Raw genomic sequence first — 20,830 nt, forward strand, 5'->3', positions numbered from 1 at the left:
GACCCGGGGAGACCCGTACACACATGATTGGGTAGCCAGTGGTTCTGAAAACCTTCGGCTGGTCGTTCGCGGTCACCGCGCTCGGTCTGGTCGCAGCGGTGTTCTACGGCGGGTGGGCCGCCTTCGGGCTCGTGGCGATCCTGTCCGTCCTCGAGATCTCGCTGTCCTTCGACAACGCGGTGGTCAACGCCGGAATCCTGAAGAAGATGAGTGCCTTCTGGCAGAAGATCTTCCTCACCATCGGCATCCTGATCGCCGTCTTCGGTATGCGGCTGGTCTTCCCGGTCGTCATCGTCGCCATCAGCGCCCAGCTCGGCCCGATCGAGGCCGTCGACCTGGCGCTGACCGACAAGGAGATGTACCAGCAGCTGGTGACCGACGCGCACCCGTCGATCGCCTCGTTCGGTGGCATGTTCCTGCTGATGATCTTCCTCGACTTCATCTTCGAGGACCGGGACATCAAGTGGCTCGGCTGGCTGGAGCGGCCGCTGGCCAAGCTCGGCAAGATCGACATGCTCTCGGCCTGTATCGCGCTGATCGTCCTGCTGGTCGCCGCCGTCACCGTGGCGACCCAGGCCCACCAGCACGGCGGCGCGCACGTCGACAAGTCGGCGACCGTGATGCTCTCCGGCATCGCGGGCCTGATCACCTACCTCGTCGTCGGCGGTCTCTCCGGCTTCTTCGAGAACAAGCTCGAGGAAGAGGAGGAGCGCGAGCACGAGGCCGAGGAGGAGGCCAAGAAGAGCGGCAAGCCCGTCCCGGCCATCGTCCTCGTCGGCAAGGCCGCGTTCTTCATGTTCCTCTACCTCGAGGTCCTCGACGCGTCCTTCTCCTTCGACGGTGTCATCGGCGCCTTCGCCATCACCAACGACATCGTGCTGATGGCGCTCGGCCTCGGCATCGGCGCCATGTACGTCCGGTCGCTCACGGTCTACCTGGTCCGCCAGGGCACCCTCGACGAGTACGTCTACCTGGAGCACGGCGCGCACTACGCGATCGGCGCGCTCGCGGTGATCCTGCTGGTCACCATCCAGTACGAGATCAGCGAGTTCATCACCGGCCTCGTCGGTGTCTTCCTGATCGCCTGGTCCTTCTGGTCCTCGGTCCGCCGCAACAAGCGGATCGCCGCCGAGGGCGGCGGAGGCCTCGGCGACAAGGAACAGGTTCCGTCCGGGGTGTGACCCGGACGGGATTGCGGAACGCTCTACGCGGGGCGGCCACACGGGTTCGGTGCCCGGAGGCCGCCCCGCGGCTTTTGATCCACACACCTGGGGGGTGGGATGGGCTTCTGGGACGGTCTGTTTCCGCGGAGGGCGGCGCAGTTCGAGTCGGGCAGCGCGTCGTCCAACGCCATCGAGCTGACCAAGCGGCACACCACGGTCTCGCTCAGCAAGCAGGGCGCGGTGAGCGGCAATCTGCGCGTCAACCTCTCCTGGCAGATGAGGACCTCCGACATCGGCGGGAGGTCCCGGCAGAGCGGTCAGCTGCTGCGGCACCCGTTCAAGCTGTTCAAGCCCGAGGTGGTGCAGGCGCACACCCACGGCATGGTGAACGTCGACCTCGACATCGGCTGTCTGTACGAGCTGACGGACGGCAGCCGGGGCGTGGTGCAGCCGCTGGGCAACTTCTTCGGGAGCCTCAACGCGCCGCCGTACGTCAAGCTCAGCGGCGACGACCGGTTCGGTGCCCCGTCGGGCGAGACGATCTTCGTCAATCTCGACCACGCCGAGCAGATCAAGCGGCTGCTGGTGTTCGTCTACATATACGACCAGACGCCGGCCTTCGACCGGACACATGCCGTGGTGACGCTGTACCCGAGCAACGGCCCGCGCATCGAGGTGGCGCTGGACGAGCGGGCACCGCAGGCGCGCTCGTGCGCCGTGGTCTCGATCGAGAACGTCAAGGGGGAGCTGATCGTCCGCCGCGAGGTGAAGTTCGTGTACGGCTTCCAGGCCGAGCTGGACCGGCTGTACGGGTGGGGCCTGCAGTGGGGCAGGGGTTACAAGACGAAGGTCTGAGGCGGGCGAGCCGGCGGGGGCCGGCGGGGGCCGGCGGGTTGGTCCGGCGGGGCGGTCCGGTGAAGCCGGTCAGCGGGGGAGGAACTGCGGTCCCTGCGGCGGCAGCATGAAGTCGGGGTCGGCCGCGGGCCCCGCCGCCGCGGCCGGCTGCGGATAGCCGTACGCGGGCTGCGCCGAGGCGGGCTGGGGGTAGCCGTACGCGGGCGGGTTGGCGGGCGGCGGCGGCACCTGCGGGTACCCGTAGGCAGGCTGCGCCTGGCCCGGGACCTGCGCCTGATCGGGGACCTGCGCCTGATCGGGGACCTGCGCCTGATCGGGTGCCGTGGCCGCTTCGCCCTGGCCATCGCCCTCGTCCACCGAGATGCCGTGGTTCGTGGCCAGGCCGACCAGGCCGTTGGAGTAGCCCTCGCCCAGCGCGCGGAACTTCCAGCCGTCGCCCCGCCGGTACAGCTCGCCGCAGATCAGCGCGGTCTCCGCGCCGGTCTCGGGGCGTACGTCGAAGTAGGCGAGCGGCTCGCCGCTGCCCTGCGCCGTGGCGTCGTACACGAGGATGCGCAGGTCACGTACCCGCTCGAAGGGGACGTCCTCGGCGGAGGCCACGATCAGCACCCGGTCCACCGCGGTTTCGAGGGCAGCGAGGTCCGCCTGGACCGCGTCCGTCACGCCGTCCGCCAGACGCTTCTTCCCCAGCCGCCACACCAGCCCCGAGGGGTGCCGCGGCTGGTTGTAGAACACGAAGTCCTCGTCGGACCGCACCCGGCCGTCGGCGCCCACCAGGAGGGCAGAGGCGTCCACGTCCGGGACGTCCGGGCCGGGGGTCCAGCGCAGCACGGCCCTGACCGCCGTGGCATCAAGGGGGACGTTCGAGCCCTTCAGCATCGCGTGCGTCATGCCGGTCATCCTGCCTTCCCTGGTTCGGTCGGGACAACGCGGGGCACTTGTTCTCTGCGCACGACATAGGCATGGTGCAAGCGGGTTACCTGGATTTCATGTGTTTGGGGAACTCTTGACATGCATTCGTACGTACTATTACCGGCCACGTCCGATCGGGACGCCAAGGCAGTACGGGGGAAATAAATGCGTCATTTCGGGCATCTTTCGCCTGCCGTCCGGGCGGGTCTTTTCCACCGGGAGCCGTGCGCTTTCTCCGCCGCCTCCCCGGCCCGTACGCTCGCCGCTGCCCTCGGCGCCACGCTGTACAGTCCCGCCACCCGGCCCAGGCTCGCCGACGACGTACTCAAGCAGGCCGGCCGCGGGGTCGTCTCCATGGTGCTCTGCCTGGAGGATTCGATCGACGACGCCGATGTGGCCGACGGCGAGGAGAATCTGGTCCGGCAGTTCGCCGACCTCGACGCGCGCGACGCGGAGGTGCCGCTGCTCTTCATCAGGGTCCGCGCGGCGGGGCAGATCCCGGATCTGGTGCGGCGGCTCGGCCCCTCGGTGCGACTGCTGTCCGGATTCGTCCTCCCGAAGTTCACGGAGGAGCGTGGCGTTCCGTTTCTGGAGGCCCTCGCGGCGGCGGAGGCGGCGAGCGGACACCGGCTCTTCGCCATGCCCGTCCTCGAATCGCCCGAGCTGCTGCATCTCGAAACGCGCGCCGAGACGCTGACCGGAATCGCCCGCACGGTGGACAAGTACCGCGAGCGGGTCCTGGCGCTCCGGCTCGGGGTCACGGACTTCTGCTCGGCGTACGGACTGCGCCGGTCGCCGGACATGACGGCGTACGACGTCCAGATCGTCGCGGCGGTGATCGCCGACGTGGTCAACATGCTGGGGCGGGCGGACGGCACCGGCTTCACCGTCACCGGGCCGGTGTGGGAGTACTTCCGGCTCCAGGAGCGCATGTTCAAGCCGCAGCTGCGCCGCAGCCCCTTCATGGAGGGCCGGGCGGAGGCGCTGCGCGCCACGCTCATCGAGCACGACCTGGACGGACTGCTCAGGGAGATCGAGCTCGACCGGGTCAATGGCCTGCTGGGCAAGACCTGCATCCACCCGTCGCACGTCCTGCCCGTGCACGCGCTGTCGGTGGTCAGTCACGAGGAGTTCAGCGACGCGCAGGACATCCTGCGGCCCGAGCGGGAGGGCGGCGGGGTGCTTCGTTCGGCCTACACGAACAAAATGAATGAAGTGAAGCCGCATCGGGCCTGGGCCGAGCGCACGCTGCTACGGGCCGAGGTCTTCGGCGTGGCGAAGGAAGAGGTCGGCTTCGTGGAACTGCTCACGGCCGGGCTCCCCGGCTGAATGACGAGGGAAGAGATAGTCAACGTGGTGTGGTCGGGAACGTGGGTCGCGGAGCGGCTCGGCGTCGGACTCGAAGGTGACGAGCGGCTGAGCGAGCTGCTGGGACTGGCCCTGCGCCGCAATCCCAAGCGCGCGCACCTGCTGGTGTCGAACGTGCTCGGCAAGCACGTGCCGCAGTCGCCCGCGGTCGTGTACGACGCGGGCTTCGCGCTCGGCGAGCGGGTGCGGGAGCTGCTGGGCGACGCGGAGGCGGCGCGCGCGGTCGTGCTCGGATACGCCGAGACGGCGACCGGCCTCGGCCACGCGGTCGCGGACGGCGTGGGCCTCGCGCCGTACCTGCACTCGACCCGCCGCCCGGTCGCCGGCGTCGCGCAGGCGGGCGGCTTCGAGGAGTCGCACTCGCACGCGACCTCGCATCTGCTGCTGCCCGAGGATCCCGGCCTGCTGGCCGGCGACGGCACGCTGGTCCTGGTGGACGACGAGTTCTCCACCGGCAACACGGTGCTGAACACGATCCGCACCCTGCATGAGCGCTACCCGCGCAAGCGGTACGTCGTGGTCGCCCTGGTGGACATGCGCTCTCCGGCGGACCTGAACCGCCTGGAGACGCTGGCCGCGCAGCTGCCGGCCCGGATAGACCTGATAACCCTGGCCCGCGGAACGGTCCGGCTCCCGGAGGGAGTCCTGGAAAAGGGCCAGCGGCTGGTAGCGGAACAGGAGGCGGCGGCGCTGCGCTCGGCGCCGGTGGAGGCGCCCGAACCGGCGGACACGCCGGCGGCGCAGGCCGCGGGGGCGGTCTCCGGGACCGCGGCCGCGGTCGCCACCGAGGCCGGCACGGCCGCCGCGGTCTCCGGAGCGGCGGCCGGGACGAGGGACGCGGCGGTTGCGCGCCCGGCGGCCTCTGCGCGCCCGGCGGCGGGGGTGGACGCGGAGCAGGTGTCGGCCTTGGTGTCGCCGGCCCCGGTGACCACGGAGGCCGGCACGGCCGCTGCCGCGGGCTCCGGAGCGGCGGCCGGGACGGGGGACGCGGCGGTTGCGCGCCCGGCGGCGGGGGTGGACGCGGAGCAGGTGTCGGCGTTGGCGTCGCCGGCCCCGGTGACCACCGAGGCCGACACGGCGTCGGCCTCTGCGCGCCCGGTCGCGGGAGCGGACTCGGAGCAGGTGTCGGCCGCGGCGGCCCACGCGGTGTCGGCCGCCGCTATGGCCGCGGGTCCCGGTGGCCAGGCCGCTGGTGCCGAGGCGGGTGGCGGGCGGGCTCAGGCGTCGGCGGCGCGTGCCGTCGCCGACGACGGCTTGCCCGGTGGTCCGGGTGGAGCCGGGGCGGGGCCCGCGGGCGCCTGTGAGCGGGTCGAGCTCGGGTGGCCCCAGGGCCTGCCCGATGGGGGGCGGCACGGGTTCACGCCCGCGCACCGCGCGGAGCTGGAGGCCGCGCTGCCGCACATGGCCGCGCGCATCGCCGACGCGCTCCGCGCGTCCACGGCGGCCGCCCAGCCCCGCCGCGTCCTCGTCCTCGGCTTCGAGGAGCTGATGTACGCCCCGCTCAGGCTGGCCCACGCCCTGGAGCGCGCCGGAGCCGTACCCGAGGTGCGGTACTCGACCACCACCCGGTCACCCGTCCTCGCCGTGGACGACCCCGGGTACGCCATACGCAGCCGGATCGTCTTCCCCGCGCACGACGCCCCGGCCGACGGCCCCGGCGAGCGCTACGCGTACAACGTCGCCGGTGCCGGCTTCGACGCCATCGTGGCCGTCGTCGACTCCACCGCCGACACCCCCGAACTGCACGCCCCCGACGGCCTGCTGGCCCAGCTCGCCGCCCACGCGCCGCGTGTGGTGCTGGCCGTCGTCCCCTCGTACGTACCAGCGCACACATCTCCGCACACATCTCCGCACGCTTCTCAACGGCAGGAGCCGTCGATGCCCGAGCCCCTGCGCGGCCCCGCCTTCTCCTCGTACGCCCCGGACGAGGTCGGCTGGCTGCTCCAGGACCTCTCCGACGTGGAACTCGAAGCCCCCACCGAGGAGCGCGAGGAGGCGATCCAGGCAGGCGGCGCGCACTACGCCGAGTCGCTGCCCGTCGAGTACCAGCCGACCGCCGCGTACCAGGAGCTCTTCCACGCCGCCCTGGAGGCATCCGCGGCCCGGATCGCGCGGGCCGTCGGCGCGGTCACCGAGACCGTGCTCGCCGAGCGGTCGCCCCGCCCGGTCCTGGTGTCACTGGCCCGCGCCGGCACCCCCGTCGGCGTACTGATGCGCCGCTGGGCGCAGTACCGGCACGGCCTGGACCTGCCGCACTACGCGGTCTCCATCGTGCGCGGACGCGGCATCGACACCACCGCGATGCGCTGGCTCGCCGCCCACCACGACCCGGCCGACATCGTGTTCGTCGACGGCTGGACCGGCAAGGGTGCGATCACCCGTGAACTGGCCGACGCGCTCGCGCAGTTCGACGGCTTCGACCCCGAGATCGCGGTCCTCGCCGACCCCGGCGGCTGCGTCCGTACGTACGGCACCCGCGAGGACTTCCTCATTCCCTCCGCGTGCCTCAACTCCACCGTCTCCGGGCTGATATCGCGTACCGTCCTGCGCGCCGACCTCGTCGGTCCCGACGACTTCCACGGCGCGAAGTTCTACCGCGAGCTGGCCGGCGCCGATGTCTCGGGGCACTTCCTGGACTCCGTCGCGGCCCGCTTCGACGAGGTCACGGACGCCGTCGACGCCGACGTGAAGGAGCTGCTCGCGACGGACCGCGCGCCCACCTGGGAGGGCTGGGCGGCCGTCGAGCGGATCAGCGAGGAGTACGGCATCCACGACGTCAACCTCGTCAAGCCGGGCGTCGGCGAGACGACCCGCGTCCTGCTGCGCCGCGTGCCCTGGAAGATCCTCGCCAAGCGCGGAGCCGGTGCCGACCTCGACCATGTGCGGCTGCTCGCCGAGCAGCGCGGCGTACCGGTCGAGGAGGTCGTCGAACTGCCCTACACCTGCGTGGGGTTGATCCACCCCAAGTACACGCGTGGTGCGACGGGGGCCGACGGCAGGGCGGTGGCTGCCCAGTGAGCGTCTTCCCGTCGCCTGCCACCGCCCCCGCAGCGGGGCGCCCCGCGCCGCACCGCACACTCATCGCCAGCGACCTCGACCGTACGCTGATCTACTCGGCTGCCGCGCTCGGCCTGACCATGCCCGACGCGGAGGCGCCGCGCCTGCTCTGCGTCGAGGTGTACGAGCGCAAGCCGCTGTCGTACATGACGGAGAGCGCGGTGGAGCTCCTGACACAGCTCACCGCAGACACGGTGTTCGTCCCGACGACGACCCGCACCCGCGAGCAGTACCTGCGCATCCGGCTGCCCGGCACCTCCTCGAAGTACGCGATATGCGCGAACGGCGGGCACATCCTCGTCGACGGTGTCTCCGACCAGGACTGGCGCTCCCAGGTGGCTGCGACCCTGGCCGACCAGTGCGCTCCGCTGGATGAGATCCGCGCGCACCTGACCGCCACGGCCGACCCGGTGTGGCTGCGCAAGGAGCGGATCGCGGAGGACCTCTTCGCGTACCTCGTCGTCGAGCGTGCCCTGCTGCCCCAGGACTGGGTCAAGGAACTCGGGGAGTGGGCGGAGCCGCTCGGCTGGACGGTCTCGCTCCAGGGACGCAAGATCTACGCAGTACCGAAACCGCTCACGAAGAGCGCGGCCGTACGGGAAGTGGCGCGCCGCACCGGCGCCACGCTCACCCTCGCCGCCGGCGACTCGCTGCTCGACGCGGACCTGCTGATGGCCGCGGACCGCGGCTGGCGCCCGGGCCACGGCGAGCTGGCGGAGGCCGGCTGGAAGGCGCCGCACCTCACCGTACTGCCTCAGCAGGGCGTCGCGGCGGGGGAGGAGATCCTGCGGGAATTCGGCCGCGCCGCGGCCCTGGTCCGGGAGTGCGCACATGAGCAAGGGCAACACCACGAAGATCACCGATGAGCTGTACGCGTACATGCTCGCCCACAATCCGCCGCTGAGCGACGTCCAGCGCGAGCTGGTCGCCACGACTTACGCGCAGCTCCCGGAACACGCCGGCATGCAGTCGGCCGAGGAGCAGGGCCCGCTGCTCGCGTTCCTCGTCCGTCTGACGGGGGCGCGGCTGGTGGTGGAGATCGGCACCTTCACCGGCTTCTCCGCGCTGGCGATGGCCGAGGCGCTGCCGGCCGACGGCACGCTGATCGCCTGTGACGTGTCGGAGGAGTGGACGGCGTACGGACGCGAGGCATGGGCGAAGGCGGGCGTCGCGGACCGGGTCGACCTGCGGATCGCGCCGGCGCTGAAGACGCTGCGAGCCATGCCGGCCGAGCCGCGCATCGACCTGGCGTACCTGGACGCGGACAAGAGCAGCTACATCGCGTACTGGGAGGAGCTGGTGCCGCGGATGCGGCAGGGCGGGCTGATCGTCACGGACAATGTGCTGTTCCACGGCGCGGTGACCGACCCCGGGGCCACCGGGGCCGCGGCGGCCATCAAGGAGTTCAACGCGCATGTCGCGGCGGACGGGCGCATGGACAGCGTGATGCTGACGGTCGCGGACGGGCTGACGCTCTCGCGCAAGCGGTAGCCGGGGCCTGTGGGGTGCCGGAGGCGGGGCCGGGTGGGGGGCCGCGGGGCGGCGCGCCGGGCTCAGCCGCAGCAGCCGCCTCCGCAGCAGCCCCCGCCGCCACCGCCGCCCGCTCCGCCGCTCGGGGCGGGCGCCGATGACCGGCTCCCGCCGACCGCGACGGCGGACAGCAGCTTGACCGTGTCGTCGTGACCGCCGGGGCAGGCGGCGGGCGCGGAGGACTCGGCCATCGGGCGGCTGAGCTCGAAGGTGTCGTCGCAGGTCCGGCAGCGGTATTCGTAACGAGGCATGGGCCAAGGCTATCCGCTGCCCGCGCCGACGCGGGCGCGCCGCCTACGCGGACGTCAGCCGCTTCCTCCTGGCCCCGGATCCGGCCAGCTCCCGTTGCTCACGGGCTGCCTGGTCCGGGTGACGGGCTCGCCAGTACGGGTTGTCGTGCGGCAGAGCGCTGCCGACCCGCCCGTACATCCCGAAGAACATCAGCATCAGGCCGACCACGAAGCTGAACAGCACGTTCTGGATCCGGAAGGCAAGGAAGTTGAAGTCCGTCTCCAGCAGCGCCATGTTCACGAAGCCGCTCAGGATGAAGGCGATGCCGAGGATCATGTTCAGGCTGGAGGCGAAGTTGCCGCCGACGACCATCCCGGCGAAGAGCAGCAGGCCGACGCAGATGGAGAGCACGCTCAGCGCGCCGTTGGTGTTCAGGCCCGCGACCGTGTCACCGCCGGTGTCGAACATGCCGATCCTGTTGATCAGCCCGAGGATGCCGAACGCGACCAGTACCAGGCCCATCAGGCCGGCGCCGACCCGGTAGAACTGGCTGAGGCGGTGATCGACGGGCAGATGCTCGTCGAGGCGAATGCGGCGGCGGGGATGGGAGTGGAGTACCTGGCCGGCCATCTCGGCCTCCTTGCTCAGCGCTCAGCCGTGCGAACCACGTCTTTCCAGGATCCGCCCGCGCTCGACGGGCGACAACTCAGTCCTGCCCGTCCCTCCCTTTCCCTCTTTCACCCGTCGCCGCTCAGCTCCCCGCACCCCGCTCCTCGCGGATGTCGGCCACGACCCGCGCCGCGGCCCGCCGTACCGCTTCCGTCTCGGTCAGGAAGTGCCAGTAGTCGGGGTGCCGGCCCTCCAGGCCGGTGACGGCGCGCTCCAGCCGGGCCACGGAGTCGTCGAGGGGCCGGGCGTGCCGCGGGTCGGGGGTGTTGCGGCCGGCCATCGCCAGCCGCTGTGCGTCGCGGATCGCGAAGCGCGTGCGCTGGATCTCCTGCTGCGGATCCTTCGACACGGCGTTGAGGCGCTGCAGCCGGTCGCCGGCCGCGGAGACCGCCTCGTCGGTGGAGTTCAGCAGCGCCCTGACCGTACTGAGCAGGGCGGTCGCGTCCGCCCAGCGCTGCTCCTCGCGGGCCTTCCCCGCCTCGCGCAGCTTCTCCTCCGCCTGCCGTACCGCCCCGGCCGCATGCTCCGGGACGGGCTGCAGGTCCTGCCAGCAGGCGGCGGTGAAGCGGCGGCGCAGCTCGCTGAGGACGGGGTCGACCTGGCCGGTCCGGGTGGTGAGGGCTTGCGCGCGCGTCCTGAGCGAGACGAGGCGGCGGTCGATCTCGGCGGCGCGCTCGGGGAGTCGCTCGGCCTCGGTCCGTATGGCTTCCGCGTCACGTAGTACCCGGTCGGCGCGTTGGAGCGTCTCCGATACGCCGTGCCGGCCCGCGCCCTGGTTGAGTTTGGTCAGTTCGGGGGCGAGGGCGGCCAGCCGCGCGGCCAGATCGTCCGCCCGCATTCCGGACTGGCGGACCGAATCGAGAGCATTGCTCGCGGCGAGGAGCGCCTGTCGCGCCCGTTCGACCGCCGGGGCGAGCCGGGCGAGCTGCGTCTCGGCCGTGTCCAGCAGCGGCCCGAGCCCCTGCGCGAAGCGGTCCAGCTCCCCCTTGACCCGTACCAACTCGTCCTTGGCCCGGTCCAGCTCGGCCCGCGCCCGGACGGCGACGGACGCCTCCAGACCGTCCCGGTCCAGATCGTGCGCGTCGACGGCGGTGATGTACCCGCGGCTCACCTCGTCGATCCGGCGGCCGAGTGCGGCGAAGTCCTCCACGGCCCTGCGGGCCCCGGGCGAACTGTCCACTGCCGTGATCGTCTCGATCGAGATCCGCAGATCGCGCTGCGCCGTGTCCAGCTCGTAGAAGGCGGCGGCCGCGGCGTCCTTCGCGGCCTGCGCTTCGGCCCGCCGACTGTCGTCCCGCCCGCCGAACCAGCGCCGCGTACCTCCGCCGGCGACGGCGAGGGGAAGGGCGGCCGACAGCACTACGGGAAGCAGCACCGGCAGCAGCATCAGCTCGACGACACCCCGGACAGCACCCACTTTCGTGTACGGCTGCGCGCGTCTGGCCGTCACAATCCCTCTCCCGTGCTGTGTCCGCCCTGCCCGGTCATTCTCCCACCAGGTAAGGACGAACACACGGGCCGGTTAGTTCGCGCTTCGCACCGTCACTTCCCCGTTGTCGCTCCGGGCCGTGACCACGTGCGCACTGCTCTCGCTACGGTCCACCTTGACGTCGACGTCCCCGTTGTCGCTCTCGGCCGTCACCTTGTACGCGGCCCGGGGCAGCTCGACAGTCACGTCCCCGTTGTCGGTCGCGGTCTCCACCCGCCCGGGCACCTTCTCCAGTGCCAGCCGGACGTCCCCGTTGTCGGACCGCGCCACGACCTGCGGGGACGTGACGCCGCTGACCCGCAGATTCCCGTTGTCCGTCTTCAGGTCCAGCGCGCCGCTGACGTCCTTGACGGTGACGTCGCCGTTGTCCGTACGGACCGTGAGCGTGTTGTCGAACCCGGACGCGACCACGCTCCCGTTGTCGTCCACCACCTTCACGACGACGCCCCGGGGCACCTTGATCCGGTGCTTGACCGCGCAGTCGTTGATCAGCGCGTCGCACTCGGTCCGCAGCTTGAGCGTGCTCCCGTCAAGGGCCCAGGTCACCTTCGGATCCTCCCCGAGCGCGGTCCACCCACTGAACCACCGGGTCACCTCCAGCTCCTTCACGTCGGCGGGCGCGATCTCGATGTCGGAGCCGTCCGAGTCGACGGTCAGCGTCGTGCCGCTCAGCGCGAACGCGCGGGTCTCCGGCTCCTTGTCGTCGGACACGGCGGAACCGGAACCACACCCGGTCACCACCAGCGCGGCCACCAGGGCCCCGCCGGCGGCGAGGAGCGTACGCGTACGGAGAGCCATGGTGATCCCCCAAGATCATCAACGGGCGCCGCGGCCGTGTGCCGAGCCCAAGGTCGACCCTAAGAACGCCCCCGCCGGACCAGGATCCGGCCGCCCACCGAATCCCGGGTGGGGCTAGCCCCCGCCCGGCAGACGGGTTTGCGTCAGTGGTGCCGGTGCAAGGTAGGCTGTCCACTCATCCACGGGTGCGTAGCTCAGGGGTAGAGCGCTGCTCTTACAAAGCAGATGTCGGCGGTTCGAAACCGTCCGCGCCCACCAGTGGGAAGGCCCCCAGCCGATCACGGCTGGGGGCCTTTGACATCCACATCTGCATCCGGTTCAGATGGCTCACTGCCTCACGCTGTGTGTCCTGGACGACGTGGGCGTAGATGTTCATCGTGGGCAACCGCCGGGCGCCGCACCCAGCTAAGCGGCGACCGTCGGGGGGCCTTGGCCTCGTTTCACAGAGGCGATCACGGCGGAAACGGCGGCGGTCACGACGAGGCTCCCCACCATGACCATCCCCACGCCGACCATAAAGAGGCCGCTGGAGTCGTCCGACCAGTCGTAATAGGCGGCAACGGTCAGACCGACCGTGATGCCGAGCACAGCGCCTGCGCTGTAGCGCCGGGATGCCGCCCAGTACACCGGCGCCAGCAGGGTCAGCACCAGCCCGATGACCTGCCACGCTTCGTACGGGCCGGTCGTCGTGCCGTCAGGTTGCACGTCACGATGCTGGTCCCAGCCCAGCCAGGCAGCCCACACCGCTAGCGTCACCACAGCCAGCACGAGGACCAACAGCTGGGGAACGAGTTTCATTAGTCGTTGTCGCATGGCCCAAGCGTTCCGGCTCACCCCAGAACCGACCAGAGCGCAAGTACTCAACTTTCCCCGGGTAGTTCAGCCACGATCGTGATCTACTCATGCCTGCCTCATCGCCTACAGCCTGTGCCCGATGCGTGCCCGATGGGGCGAGGAACACCGGGTTACAGGTAGGACACATCGCCACCAAACGCGCCGCTGGTCGCGATCCTTGGTCGATGCGCACCCTCACCACTGCTGCGACGCTCGCGGCCGCCGCCGTTCTCAGCCTCACCGCCTGCAACGACAACAAGCCGGCCGTACCCGGCGACAAGCCGGCGGCGCCATCGGTTACCGCTTCCCCGGCCGCCGAGACCGCGGTGCTTCCCAGCCTCGTCGGCAAAGGCCTCCAGGCCGCGCAGGACGAAGCGCAGGCCGCCGGGTTCTACGGCCTGACGTCACACGACGCGCTCGGCCGCGGCCGTCTGCAAGCGCTCGACCGGAACTGGAAGGTCTGCACGCAGACCCCGCAGCCCGGCACCCATGCCACGGACGTCACCGTCGACTTCGGTGCCGTCAAGCTGGAAGAGGCCTGCCCGGCGTCCGACGCCGGTGAGCCCGAGGCCGCAGGCGACACCATGCCGGACCTGGTCGGCAAGTCGGTGAAGGTGGCCCGGCAGACGCTGCCCTCGAGCACCAGTCTGAGCGTGCGGGACAGCACCGAACTGGACCGGCTCATTCTCGTCGAATCCAACTGGAAGGTCTGCCGCCTGAGCCCGGCGGCAGGCGCGAAGCTCGACGGCCGGCCCGTGGTGATCGACGCGGTGAAGTTCGACGAGGACTGCTGAACCGCTCCCGCCCCCCGCGCTTCCCTTCGCGTGTCCGGACCGGGCGCCGGAGTATGTACTTGACTGACAGTCACTTATGCTGGTGCGCTTGGTAGTTGAGTACAGTCGCGTCGTCTCAATGGGAGAACATACGTGTCCCAGTCGGATCTGCGCCCCGCATGCTCGGCGGCGGTGCCCGCATGAGTATGCGCCGGGGCGTGGCCATCGCTGTCCTCGCCGGCGGTGGTGCGGCGACGACCATGCTGGTCGGGCTCGTCACCAATGCCGTCTCGGAGCAGTCGCACTGGCCGTCCTGGCTCGGCTGGATCCAGCGGCATCCATGGCTGTCGTTCGCCCTGGTGGGTGCGGTGATGGTCGGTCTGACGGCGCTGCTCGCCGCCCTCGCCGACTCCGGAACGTCCGAGAACGGCCCGGAGCCGCTGGTACGGCCGGACGACGGGGCGGGGCCGCCCGGTGCGGCTCTGGTGCTGCGCTCGCTGCCGCGGGACACCGCGGCCTTCACCAACCGTTCCGTGGAACTCGAGCGGTTGCTGAACTCGGTGGACGTTTCTCAGGAGAACGGGGAGCCGCTGCCGGTCCATGTGATCGACGGGATGCCCGGCGTCGGCAAGACGGCCTTCGCGGTCCGCGCCGGCCACGTGCTCTCGGAGCGGTTTCCCGACGGGCAGCTCTTTGTGAACCTGAACGGTCACACCCCGGGCCGGAACCCGGTGGAGGCGACCGATGCGCTGGCCTCGTTGCTGGCGGCCACCGGGGTGCCCGCGCAGCGGATCCCGGTGGGCGACGACGCGGGGGTGGTAACGGAGGCGAGGGCTGCCATGTGGCGGACCCGGCTGGCGGACAAGAAGGCGCTGCTCATCCTCGACAACGCCGCCAGTTATGGGCAGTTGGAGCCACTGCTTCCCGGCGGAAACGGCTGCCTCGTCCTGGTGACGAGCCGCAAGCGGCTGGCGGCGCACGAGGAGGTGGTCCTGGCGGTGGAAGCTCTGCCACCCGATCACGCGATCTCGCTGTTCACACAGCTCAGCCGACGGCCGGCGGGCAGTTTCGACCCGGCCGTACTGGAGGAGTTGGTGCGCCTCTGCGGCTGCCTCCCGCTCGGGGTCTCGCTGCTTGCCGCCCGCCTGCGGCACCATCCGTCCTGGAGCGCCGACGACCTGCTGGGGCGGCTGCGCGAGGCACGCGGCCGCTTGGGGGAAATGCGGGCCGGAGATCGCGCGGTGGCCGCGACATTCGATCTCTCCTACCAGGATCTTCCGCCGGATCGGAAGCGGTTCTTCCGGAGCCTGGGCTTCTTCCCGGGTACGGATATCGACGTGTACGCCGGTGCTGCGCTCGGCGCCATCCCGGTGTCCTCAGCGCGTCGCCACCTCGATGACCTCTATGACGACCATCTGATCGACGAGAACCCCGGCGGCCGCTACCGGCTCCATGACCTCTTACGCGACTACGCCCGCGCTCTCGCCGACGAGGGAGACGGCATGGATCACACTCAGGCAGTCCAGCGCGTGTGCACCTACTACCTGACCGCTCTCACGAACGCGAACAGACACCTCGCCCGCGGCGGTGCGGTCGCGGTCGCACCCCCTCCGCCCGTTTCCGACGGGACGTCACGCCCCGAGACACCGGCCCTGGAGACGCGGAACGTCGCCCTGGGATGGCTGGAGCACGAGCGGGCCACCGTACTGGCCTGTATCGAGCAGGCGAACAGCCTCGCGCTGCATGACACGGTCATTCGGCTCGCCGCGGCCATGGCCCCGTTCCTGCGACAGGCGGGTCCCTGGGACCAGGCTGCAGGCCTTCACCGCGCCGCCGCGGACGCAGCCCGGCGCACCGGCGACCGGCAGGCACTGGCCGATGCGCTGGCCGAGCTCGGGGTCGTACGCCGCTTCATGGCTCACTACGCGGTAGCTGCCGAGATCCTGAACGAGGCGGTGACGCACTACGACGCCGTCGGCGACCTGCGCGGCAAGGCCAATGCCCTCAACCAGGTCGGCATCGTCCAGTACATGACGGCGGACAACGACGCATCCGCGCAGGCGCAGACAGAGGCCCTGGCCATCTACCGCGACCTTGGGGACCGGCTCGGTCAGGCCAACGCACTGGCGGATCTCGGCATGGTGCGTCGGCAGACCAGCAGACTCGATGCCGCCGTGGAGACCCAGACGCAGGCATTGTCGATCTCTCGCCAGTTGAACGACCGGTACGGAGAGGCGAATTCACTACGGGATCTCGGCGTCGTGCACTGCCTCATGGGGGAGTACGCACTGGCTGCCCGGCGGCATCATGAGGCCTTCGACATCTACCGGGAACTGGACGACCGGGTTCACCAGGCATACGCCCTCAACGAGATGGGCGTGGTGCGTCGGCTGACCGGCGACGACGTGGGCGCGCGCGAAGCCCACACCCAGGCACTCGATCACTACACCGAGCTGGGCGACCAGTTCGGGCGGGCCAACAGCATCCGGCATCTGGGCGTACTGGAACGCCTGGCAGGGCGTGCGCCGGAGGCGGTCACCGCGCAGGAGGAGGCGCTCAGCCTCTACCGGGAGCTCGGCAGCCGCGGCGGTGAGGCCGCCGCACTGGGTGAACTGGGTGCGGCACGAGGGGCCGTGGGGGACCGGGCGGGCGCCACAGCAGCGTTCGGGCGGAGCCTGGAGCTTCTTCGCGAGCTGGGCGACCGGTGTGCTGAGGCGGACGTACTGAACCACTCGGGGCGGCTGATGTGCGCCGCGGGGGATCCGGCCGCCGGCCGAGCGTGTTTCAGTCAGGCGTTGCAGCTCGCGAGGGAGAGCAGGTGCCCGCTGGAGGAGGCACGGGCCCTGGAGGGGATCGGCCGGTGCGACCTGACGGTCGAGGGGCTCGATCGCGCCGAGGAGTCACTGCGTGGAGCGCTCGCTGTGTACGAGCGACTGGGCGTGCCGGGGGCGGCTGCAGAGATCGAACGTCTGCTGGTGGCGCAGGCGTGACCCCGGATCTGCTGGTGGCCGGCAGGGAACTCCGCCTTCCGGCGGGCCTCCGAAGCGTGGCATCGGAGCAGGCCACGTGGCCAGTTTTCGGTGTGCCGCCGGCCCGTCGTGGGCTGCTACGTTGCAACGGCAAGTCGCACCAACCACCTTCGAACCCGCCCGGGCCCTGGGTTTCCGAGAACCGGCGCGCACGACACAAGGAGCGTTGAATGCAGACACGCACGACTGTTGCCCCCTCGCCGGTCGCGGCTTCCTCCGCCGCTGCGGCAGCGGCGCCGGAAGGCGCCGTGGTCCTGGACCGTCTCGCTGCCCGTGTGCAGGCCCGCCTGGCGGCCGAGAAGGCCGCGTCGAATCCCGACGGCGGCAGTCACCCGGCGTCCCTCATCTGGCCGTGGCCGCTGTAATCGCAGCCCCTCGATGACATCGCCCCGTACGCCGTTCCGGACGTTCATTCTCAAGGTCGCCAACCGCTGCAACATCGACTGCGACTACTGCTACGTCTTCAACTCCAAGGATCAGGCGTCGCGGCACCTGCCGGCACGTATGAGCGTCGACGTGGCGCGAGCGGCGGCCGCAAGGATCGCCGAGCACGTGACGAAGTACGGCCTGGAGACCGTACATGTCGTGCTGCACGGCGGCGAGCCGCTGCTCGCGGGACCCCGGCACCTCGCGGACCTGCTGCGCACGATCCAGGAGGGCATTCCGCCGGGCACGGCCGTCCGCTTCGAACTCCAGACCAACGGCACACTCATCTCCGAGGCCTGGCTCGACCTGTTCGAACGGTTCGCGGTCACCGTGGGAGTCAGCCTCGACGGACCGCCCGCCGCGAACGACCGGCACCGTCTGACTCACGCCCGCCGGTCGAGCGCCGCTTCGGCGGTACGGGGCATCGAGATGCTGCGCTCACGGCCGAACCTGTTCGCGGGTCTGCTGGCGGTCGTGGACCTGGCCAACGACCCGGTGGAGGTGCACGACTATCTGGCGTCGTTCGAACCCCCGGTGATCGACTTCGGTCTTCCGCACGGGACCCATGACGAGCCACCCCTCCGCATCGATTCCGCTATCCCCGAGTACGGACTCTGGATGAGCCGTGTCTACGACGCCTGGCTTGCCCGGCCCGAGTACCGGCACAGCGTACGGATGCTGGAAGACATCGTGGCCCTCAGCTCCGGGGCGCGCGGCGCGGTGGACACCCTCGGACTGACCCCGTCCGGCTGCGTCGTCATCGAGTCGGACGGCACGATCGAGGGCGTGGACACCCTGCGCTCCGTCGAGGAAGGCGCCTCCAGGCTGGGGCTCGATGTCTTCAACGAGTCCCTCGACGAGGCCCTCCACCACCCGAAGATGGCGCACCGGCAGTACGGCAAGGACGCCCTGGCTGAGCAGTGCCGGAGCTGTCCGCTGGTCGAGGTGTGCGGCGGAGGCTACCTCCCGCACCGCTTCAGTGCGGCAAGGGGATACCGGAACCCCTCCGTCTACTGCACGGACCTGGAGTACCTCATCCGACGCGTCCAGGCTTCTCTGCGGCAGCACGGCTGGAACCTGGTGACACCGGCTGGTACCTGGTGACACCCGAACGTATGACGACAGGAGATACATGCCGATGAGCGTGACGATCCGCCCTGCGGAAAAGGGCGACATCCGCCCCGTGGCCGAACTGATCGAGGAAATCGAGCGGTTCTACGGATCGACCGAGATCCAGCACCTCGATGAGCGCCAGTCCCAGGTGGAGGAAGCGCTCTTCGGCTCCCCGCCGCTGGCCTCGGCCCTTCTGGTCGAGGACGAGACAGGAGAGCTCGTCGGGCTCGCCGCCTACTCGTTCCTCTGGCCGGCGGCAGGGTCGTCCCACTCGCTTTTCCTCAAGGAGCTCTACGTCCGCGACACCCTGCGCCGCCAGGGCGTCGGCGCCCGCCTCATGGACGAACTCCGCGCCATCGCCGCCGCTCGACCCGGGTGCAGCCGGGTCGAGTGGATGACGGACCGCGACAACCCGGACGCGCGCTCCTTCTACCGGTCCCTCGGCTTCGCGGAGTTCGACGGGAAGATCGTGTACCGGGTGGACACCGGGACCGGCTGAGGAGCGGCTGCGTACCGGGGGCGGCGCGGGCCGCGGACCGGGGCTTTGGGGTCAGGTGGTTGTGGTTCGGTGGTGGGTTTCGAAGTGGGTGAATGCTGCCTCCTGGCGCCATTCCACCGTCGCCTTCGGGCTGCCCGCCAGGAAGGCCGCGCACGTCCGGCTCGGGGTGGCGGTTCCGGGGCGGTCGTCGCGGCAGGGCACCGCCCGGATGTGGCCGAGGCGGGCCGGGTTGCCGCGCCACAGGCTGCGGCCCGGCAGGAACGCGTGGTCGAGTGAGGCCCTGGCCAGGTGCTTCAGCTCCGGGTAGCTCAGCCCGTACATCTGCGCCGCGCGCAGGTACTCCGCGGTGATGTCGCTGCGCGAGACCCCGGGGTCGTCGGTGGCCAGGACCACGGGGACGCCGTACCGGCGGTACGTCATGAACGGGTGCTCGTCGCCCGAGACGCCGAGGATCTGCTCGTTGCTGGTGAAGGGCACCTCCACCGCCACCCGCCGGGCCGCCATCGCGCGCAGCAGCTGCTGCGGGTTGTCCTCGTGCAGGACGTCGACTCCGTGGCCGATCCGTTCGGCGTGGCCGGTGAGGACCGCCTCGCGGATGTGGAAGGACAGGTCCTCGGGCTTGACCAGGCCGGGGGTCAGTTCGCCGGCGTGCAGGGTGATGTGCGCGTCGGGGTACTCGCGGTGCAGGTGGTCGAGCATGCGCATCTGCTGCCGGTAGTTGCGCAGCGAGCTGTCCCAGTCCTCCGGCTGGACCAGGTTCACGGCCACGAACCGCGGGTCGCGCTCCGCCAGCCGCATGCCGAGCGCCATCTGGGTGAAGACGCGCTCGTGCGAGCTGCCGCGCGAAACCTGGGAGATCCACCGGACCGGCAGCGCGCAGCCCGGATCGGGGCGGGCCGAGTCGCAGTGGGCGGCCACGCGGAACTGCTCGTCGGCCGCGTCGGCCTCCTTGCGCGCCGCCTGCACCGCCGCGTCCAGGCGGCCGCCGGCAAGGAGCTTGTCGTGCATCCGGTCCAGGTCCTCGTCGAAACCGACGGCGTCGGCGAGTTCCCGGGCCTCGGTCGAGGCGGGGGAGACCATCGTCTCCAGGTAGAACTGGTTCTGCTTGACCGCCGAGTTCGCCACCTCGGCGAGCAGCTTTCCGCGGTTGCGCCAGGCCACCTCGCCGAATCTGCCGAAGGTGGCGAAGAAGTGGTCGTGGCCGTTCTCGCCCGCGGGGAGGTCCTGCATCGACCAGGCGCGGATCACCTGCCGCCGGAAGCCGCGGTCGGTCACGGCGTCGGTGGCGGGCCGGGTGCCCGCCGCGCAGGGGGCGGGGACCGCCGTCAGTGTCTTGGTGTCGATGCACAGCCCGTCGGCGGCCGCGAGCCGGATCAGCAGCTCGGTCGAGGCCGCCCCGGAGAGGTGGTTGTGCAGGTCACCCCCCTTGGGCAGGTCCCGGATGAACGCGCGCAGCGCTTCTGGCCGTTGGCGGACGGCGTCCAGGTGCGCCGAGACGCGCTGCTCGGCGGCTGTGGGCTCGGGCTGGACGGGGGGAGGCGTCAGCGGCGGCGGGGCGGCGGCCGCCGGCAGGGCGGGCAGGAGGGCGAGTGCGGTGAGTGCGGCGACTGTGGCGAGACCGCCGCGGGTGAGCGGCGGCAGCGCGCGACGGCCTCGGTGTACGGGATGTGGGTGCGCGGAATGCGGGTGTACGAAGATCACGCCGCATCCTCGCGGTGTGCGGCGGGGCGGGGCGCGGCAACAGGCGGACGAATCCGGGCGGATCACCCGACCGGGTGGCCCGGCCCGGCTGACCCCGGGGGTCTTGTCGGAGCTCGGGTGCGTCCGGACGGCCCCGCGTGGCCCCCGCCGGGCTCGGGTGACCCCACTCGGGCTCGGGTGATACCGGCCGATGCCTGCTGGGCCCCGGGCGACCCCGGGTGATTCCGGCCGGCCTCGGGCGGCCCCGCGTGCGGTGTACATCTGCCGGGCAGGGGACTGCATGGGCGGCCCGGGCGGCCTTCGGGCCGGGTGCGGGGGCGTGGGGTGGTGATCATGGGGGGCCGGCGACGGGCGGTAGGCTGGGGCGTACGAGATCGTTCCGG

Annotated in this window: 18 protein-coding genes and 1 tRNA gene; 12 read left to right on the forward strand and 7 right to left on the reverse strand. The window is 70.9% G+C overall.

What is annotated here, in order from left to right; translation table 11 throughout:
• Nucleotides 1-38 precede the first annotated feature (38 nt).
• Both ACWV17_RS10255 and ACWV17_RS10260 read left to right on the forward strand, forming a co-directional pair.
• The gene (locus ACWV17_RS10255) at nucleotides 39-1,181 is read left to right on the forward strand and encodes a DUF475 domain-containing protein (protein WP_455356276.1); all 1,143 of its coding nucleotides are present in this window, start codon (nucleotides 39-41) and stop codon (nucleotides 1,179-1,181) included.
• A 99-nt stretch (nucleotides 1,182-1,280) separates the two neighbouring features.
• Nucleotides 1,281-2,018 carry a TerD family protein gene (locus ACWV17_RS10260; RefSeq protein ID WP_455356277.1) on the forward strand — a complete coding sequence of 246 codons (738 nt, stop codon included), beginning with the start codon at nucleotides 1,281-1,283 and terminating at the stop codon, nucleotides 2,016-2,018.
• Between the two features lie 69 nt (nucleotides 2,019-2,087).
• On the opposite strand, the gene ACWV17_RS10265 is transcribed toward ACWV17_RS10260, so the two are convergent.
• Nucleotides 2,088-2,909 (reverse strand): TerD family protein, encoded by an 822-nt coding sequence (locus tag ACWV17_RS10265; protein WP_455359454.1) that lies wholly within the window; start codon nucleotides 2,907-2,909, stop codon nucleotides 2,088-2,090.
• Between the two features lie 186 nt (nucleotides 2,910-3,095).
• Between ACWV17_RS10265 and ACWV17_RS10270 the strand changes: the two genes are divergently transcribed.
• The 4 genes from ACWV17_RS10270 to ACWV17_RS10285 are packed head-to-tail and all read left to right on the forward strand — an operon-like array spanning nucleotide 3,096 to nucleotide 8,846.
• Complete coding sequence (locus tag ACWV17_RS10270; RefSeq protein WP_455356278.1) at nucleotides 3,096-4,259, forward strand: HpcH/HpaI aldolase/citrate lyase family protein; 1,164 nt, start codon at nucleotides 3,096-3,098, stop codon at nucleotides 4,257-4,259.
• Complete coding sequence (locus tag ACWV17_RS10275; RefSeq protein WP_455359381.1) at nucleotides 4,260-7,316, forward strand: phosphoribosyltransferase; 3,057 nt, start codon at nucleotides 4,260-4,262, stop codon at nucleotides 7,314-7,316.
• Nucleotides 7,313-8,221 carry an HAD family hydrolase gene (locus ACWV17_RS10280; protein WP_455359382.1) on the forward strand — a complete coding sequence of 303 codons (909 nt, stop codon included), beginning with the start codon at nucleotides 7,313-7,315 and terminating at the stop codon, nucleotides 8,219-8,221. Before ACWV17_RS10275 ends, ACWV17_RS10280 begins: the two co-directional genes overlap by 4 nt.
• Nucleotides 8,187-8,846 (forward strand): O-methyltransferase, encoded by a 660-nt coding sequence (locus ACWV17_RS10285; protein WP_455359383.1) that lies wholly within the window; start codon nucleotides 8,187-8,189, stop codon nucleotides 8,844-8,846. The genes ACWV17_RS10280 and ACWV17_RS10285 overlap by 35 nt, the downstream gene beginning before the upstream one ends.
• Before the next feature lie 62 nt (nucleotides 8,847-8,908).
• Here the strand turns inward: ACWV17_RS10285 and ACWV17_RS10290 are convergent, their stop codons facing one another.
• The 4 genes from ACWV17_RS10290 to ACWV17_RS10305 form a co-directional block, all read right to left on the reverse strand.
• Complete coding sequence (locus tag ACWV17_RS10290; RefSeq protein WP_455356282.1) at nucleotides 8,909-9,136, reverse strand: FmdB family zinc ribbon protein; 228 nt, start codon at nucleotides 9,134-9,136, stop codon at nucleotides 8,909-8,911.
• 43 nt (nucleotides 9,137-9,179) lie between these two features.
• Complete coding sequence (locus ACWV17_RS10295) at nucleotides 9,180-9,746, reverse strand: DUF4383 domain-containing protein (protein WP_455356283.1); 567 nt, start codon at nucleotides 9,744-9,746, stop codon at nucleotides 9,180-9,182.
• A 121-nt stretch (nucleotides 9,747-9,867) separates the two neighbouring features.
• Nucleotides 9,868-11,235: a hypothetical protein gene (locus ACWV17_RS10300; protein ID WP_455356284.1), complete on the reverse strand. Its 1,368-nt coding sequence runs from the start codon at nucleotides 11,233-11,235 to the stop codon at nucleotides 9,868-9,870.
• Nucleotides 11,236-11,307: 72 nt separating this feature from the next.
• Nucleotides 11,308-12,072: a DUF4097 family beta strand repeat-containing protein gene (locus ACWV17_RS10305; RefSeq protein WP_455359384.1), complete on the reverse strand. Its 765-nt coding sequence runs from the start codon at nucleotides 12,070-12,072 to the stop codon at nucleotides 11,308-11,310.
• Nucleotides 12,073-12,255: 183 nt separating this feature from the next.
• Here ACWV17_RS10305 and ACWV17_RS10310 point away from each other — a divergent pair.
• Nucleotides 12,256-12,330: transfer RNA gene (locus ACWV17_RS10310), tRNA-Val, on the forward strand.
• A gap of 147 nt (nucleotides 12,331-12,477) precedes the next feature.
• Here the strand turns inward: ACWV17_RS10310 and ACWV17_RS10315 are convergent.
• The gene (locus ACWV17_RS10315; RefSeq protein WP_455356137.1) at nucleotides 12,478-12,885 is read right to left on the reverse strand and encodes a hypothetical protein; all 408 of its coding nucleotides are present in this window, start codon (nucleotides 12,883-12,885) and stop codon (nucleotides 12,478-12,480) included.
• Nucleotides 12,886-13,091: 206 nt separating this feature from the next.
• Between ACWV17_RS10315 and ACWV17_RS10320 the strand changes: the two genes are divergently transcribed.
• The 5 genes from ACWV17_RS10320 (at nucleotide 13,092) to haaN (ending at nucleotide 18,746) form a co-directional block, all read left to right on the forward strand.
• Entirely contained in the window at nucleotides 13,092-13,700 is a 609-nt protein-coding gene (locus ACWV17_RS10320) for a PASTA domain-containing protein (protein WP_455359385.1), read from the forward strand.
• A 197-nt stretch (nucleotides 13,701-13,897) separates the two neighbouring features.
• On the forward strand, nucleotides 13,898-16,669 hold the full coding sequence (gene haaT / locus ACWV17_RS10325) for a cyclophane-containing RiPP biosynthesis TPR protein HaaT (RefSeq protein ID WP_455359386.1): 2,772 nt from the start codon (nucleotides 13,898-13,900) through the stop codon (nucleotides 16,667-16,669).
• A gap of 209 nt (nucleotides 16,670-16,878) precedes the next feature.
• Complete coding sequence (gene haaA, locus ACWV17_RS10330) at nucleotides 16,879-17,073, forward strand: HaaA family cyclophane-containing RiPP peptide (protein WP_455359387.1); 195 nt, start codon at nucleotides 16,879-16,881, stop codon at nucleotides 17,071-17,073.
• 13 nt (nucleotides 17,074-17,086) lie between these two features.
• Nucleotides 17,087-18,238, forward strand: a complete 1,152-nt coding sequence (locus ACWV17_RS10335; RefSeq protein WP_455359388.1) for an FxsB family cyclophane-forming radical SAM/SPASM peptide maturase — start codon at nucleotides 17,087-17,089, stop codon at nucleotides 18,236-18,238.
• 34 nt (nucleotides 18,239-18,272) lie between these two features.
• Entirely contained in the window at nucleotides 18,273-18,746 is a 474-nt protein-coding gene (haaN, locus tag ACWV17_RS10340) for a cyclophane-containing RiPP N-acetyltransferase HaaN (RefSeq protein ID WP_455359389.1), read from the forward strand.
• Between the two features lie 51 nt (nucleotides 18,747-18,797).
• Here haaN and ACWV17_RS10345 read toward each other — a convergent pair whose 3' ends face one another.
• Nucleotides 18,798-20,387, reverse strand: coding sequence for an adenosine deaminase family protein (locus tag ACWV17_RS10345; RefSeq protein ID WP_455359455.1), 1,590 nt, complete (start codon nucleotides 20,385-20,387; stop codon nucleotides 18,798-18,800).
• Between the last annotated feature and the right edge of the window lie 443 nt (nucleotides 20,388-20,830).

This window comes from Streptomyces mabaensis (genome assembly GCF_053763515.1).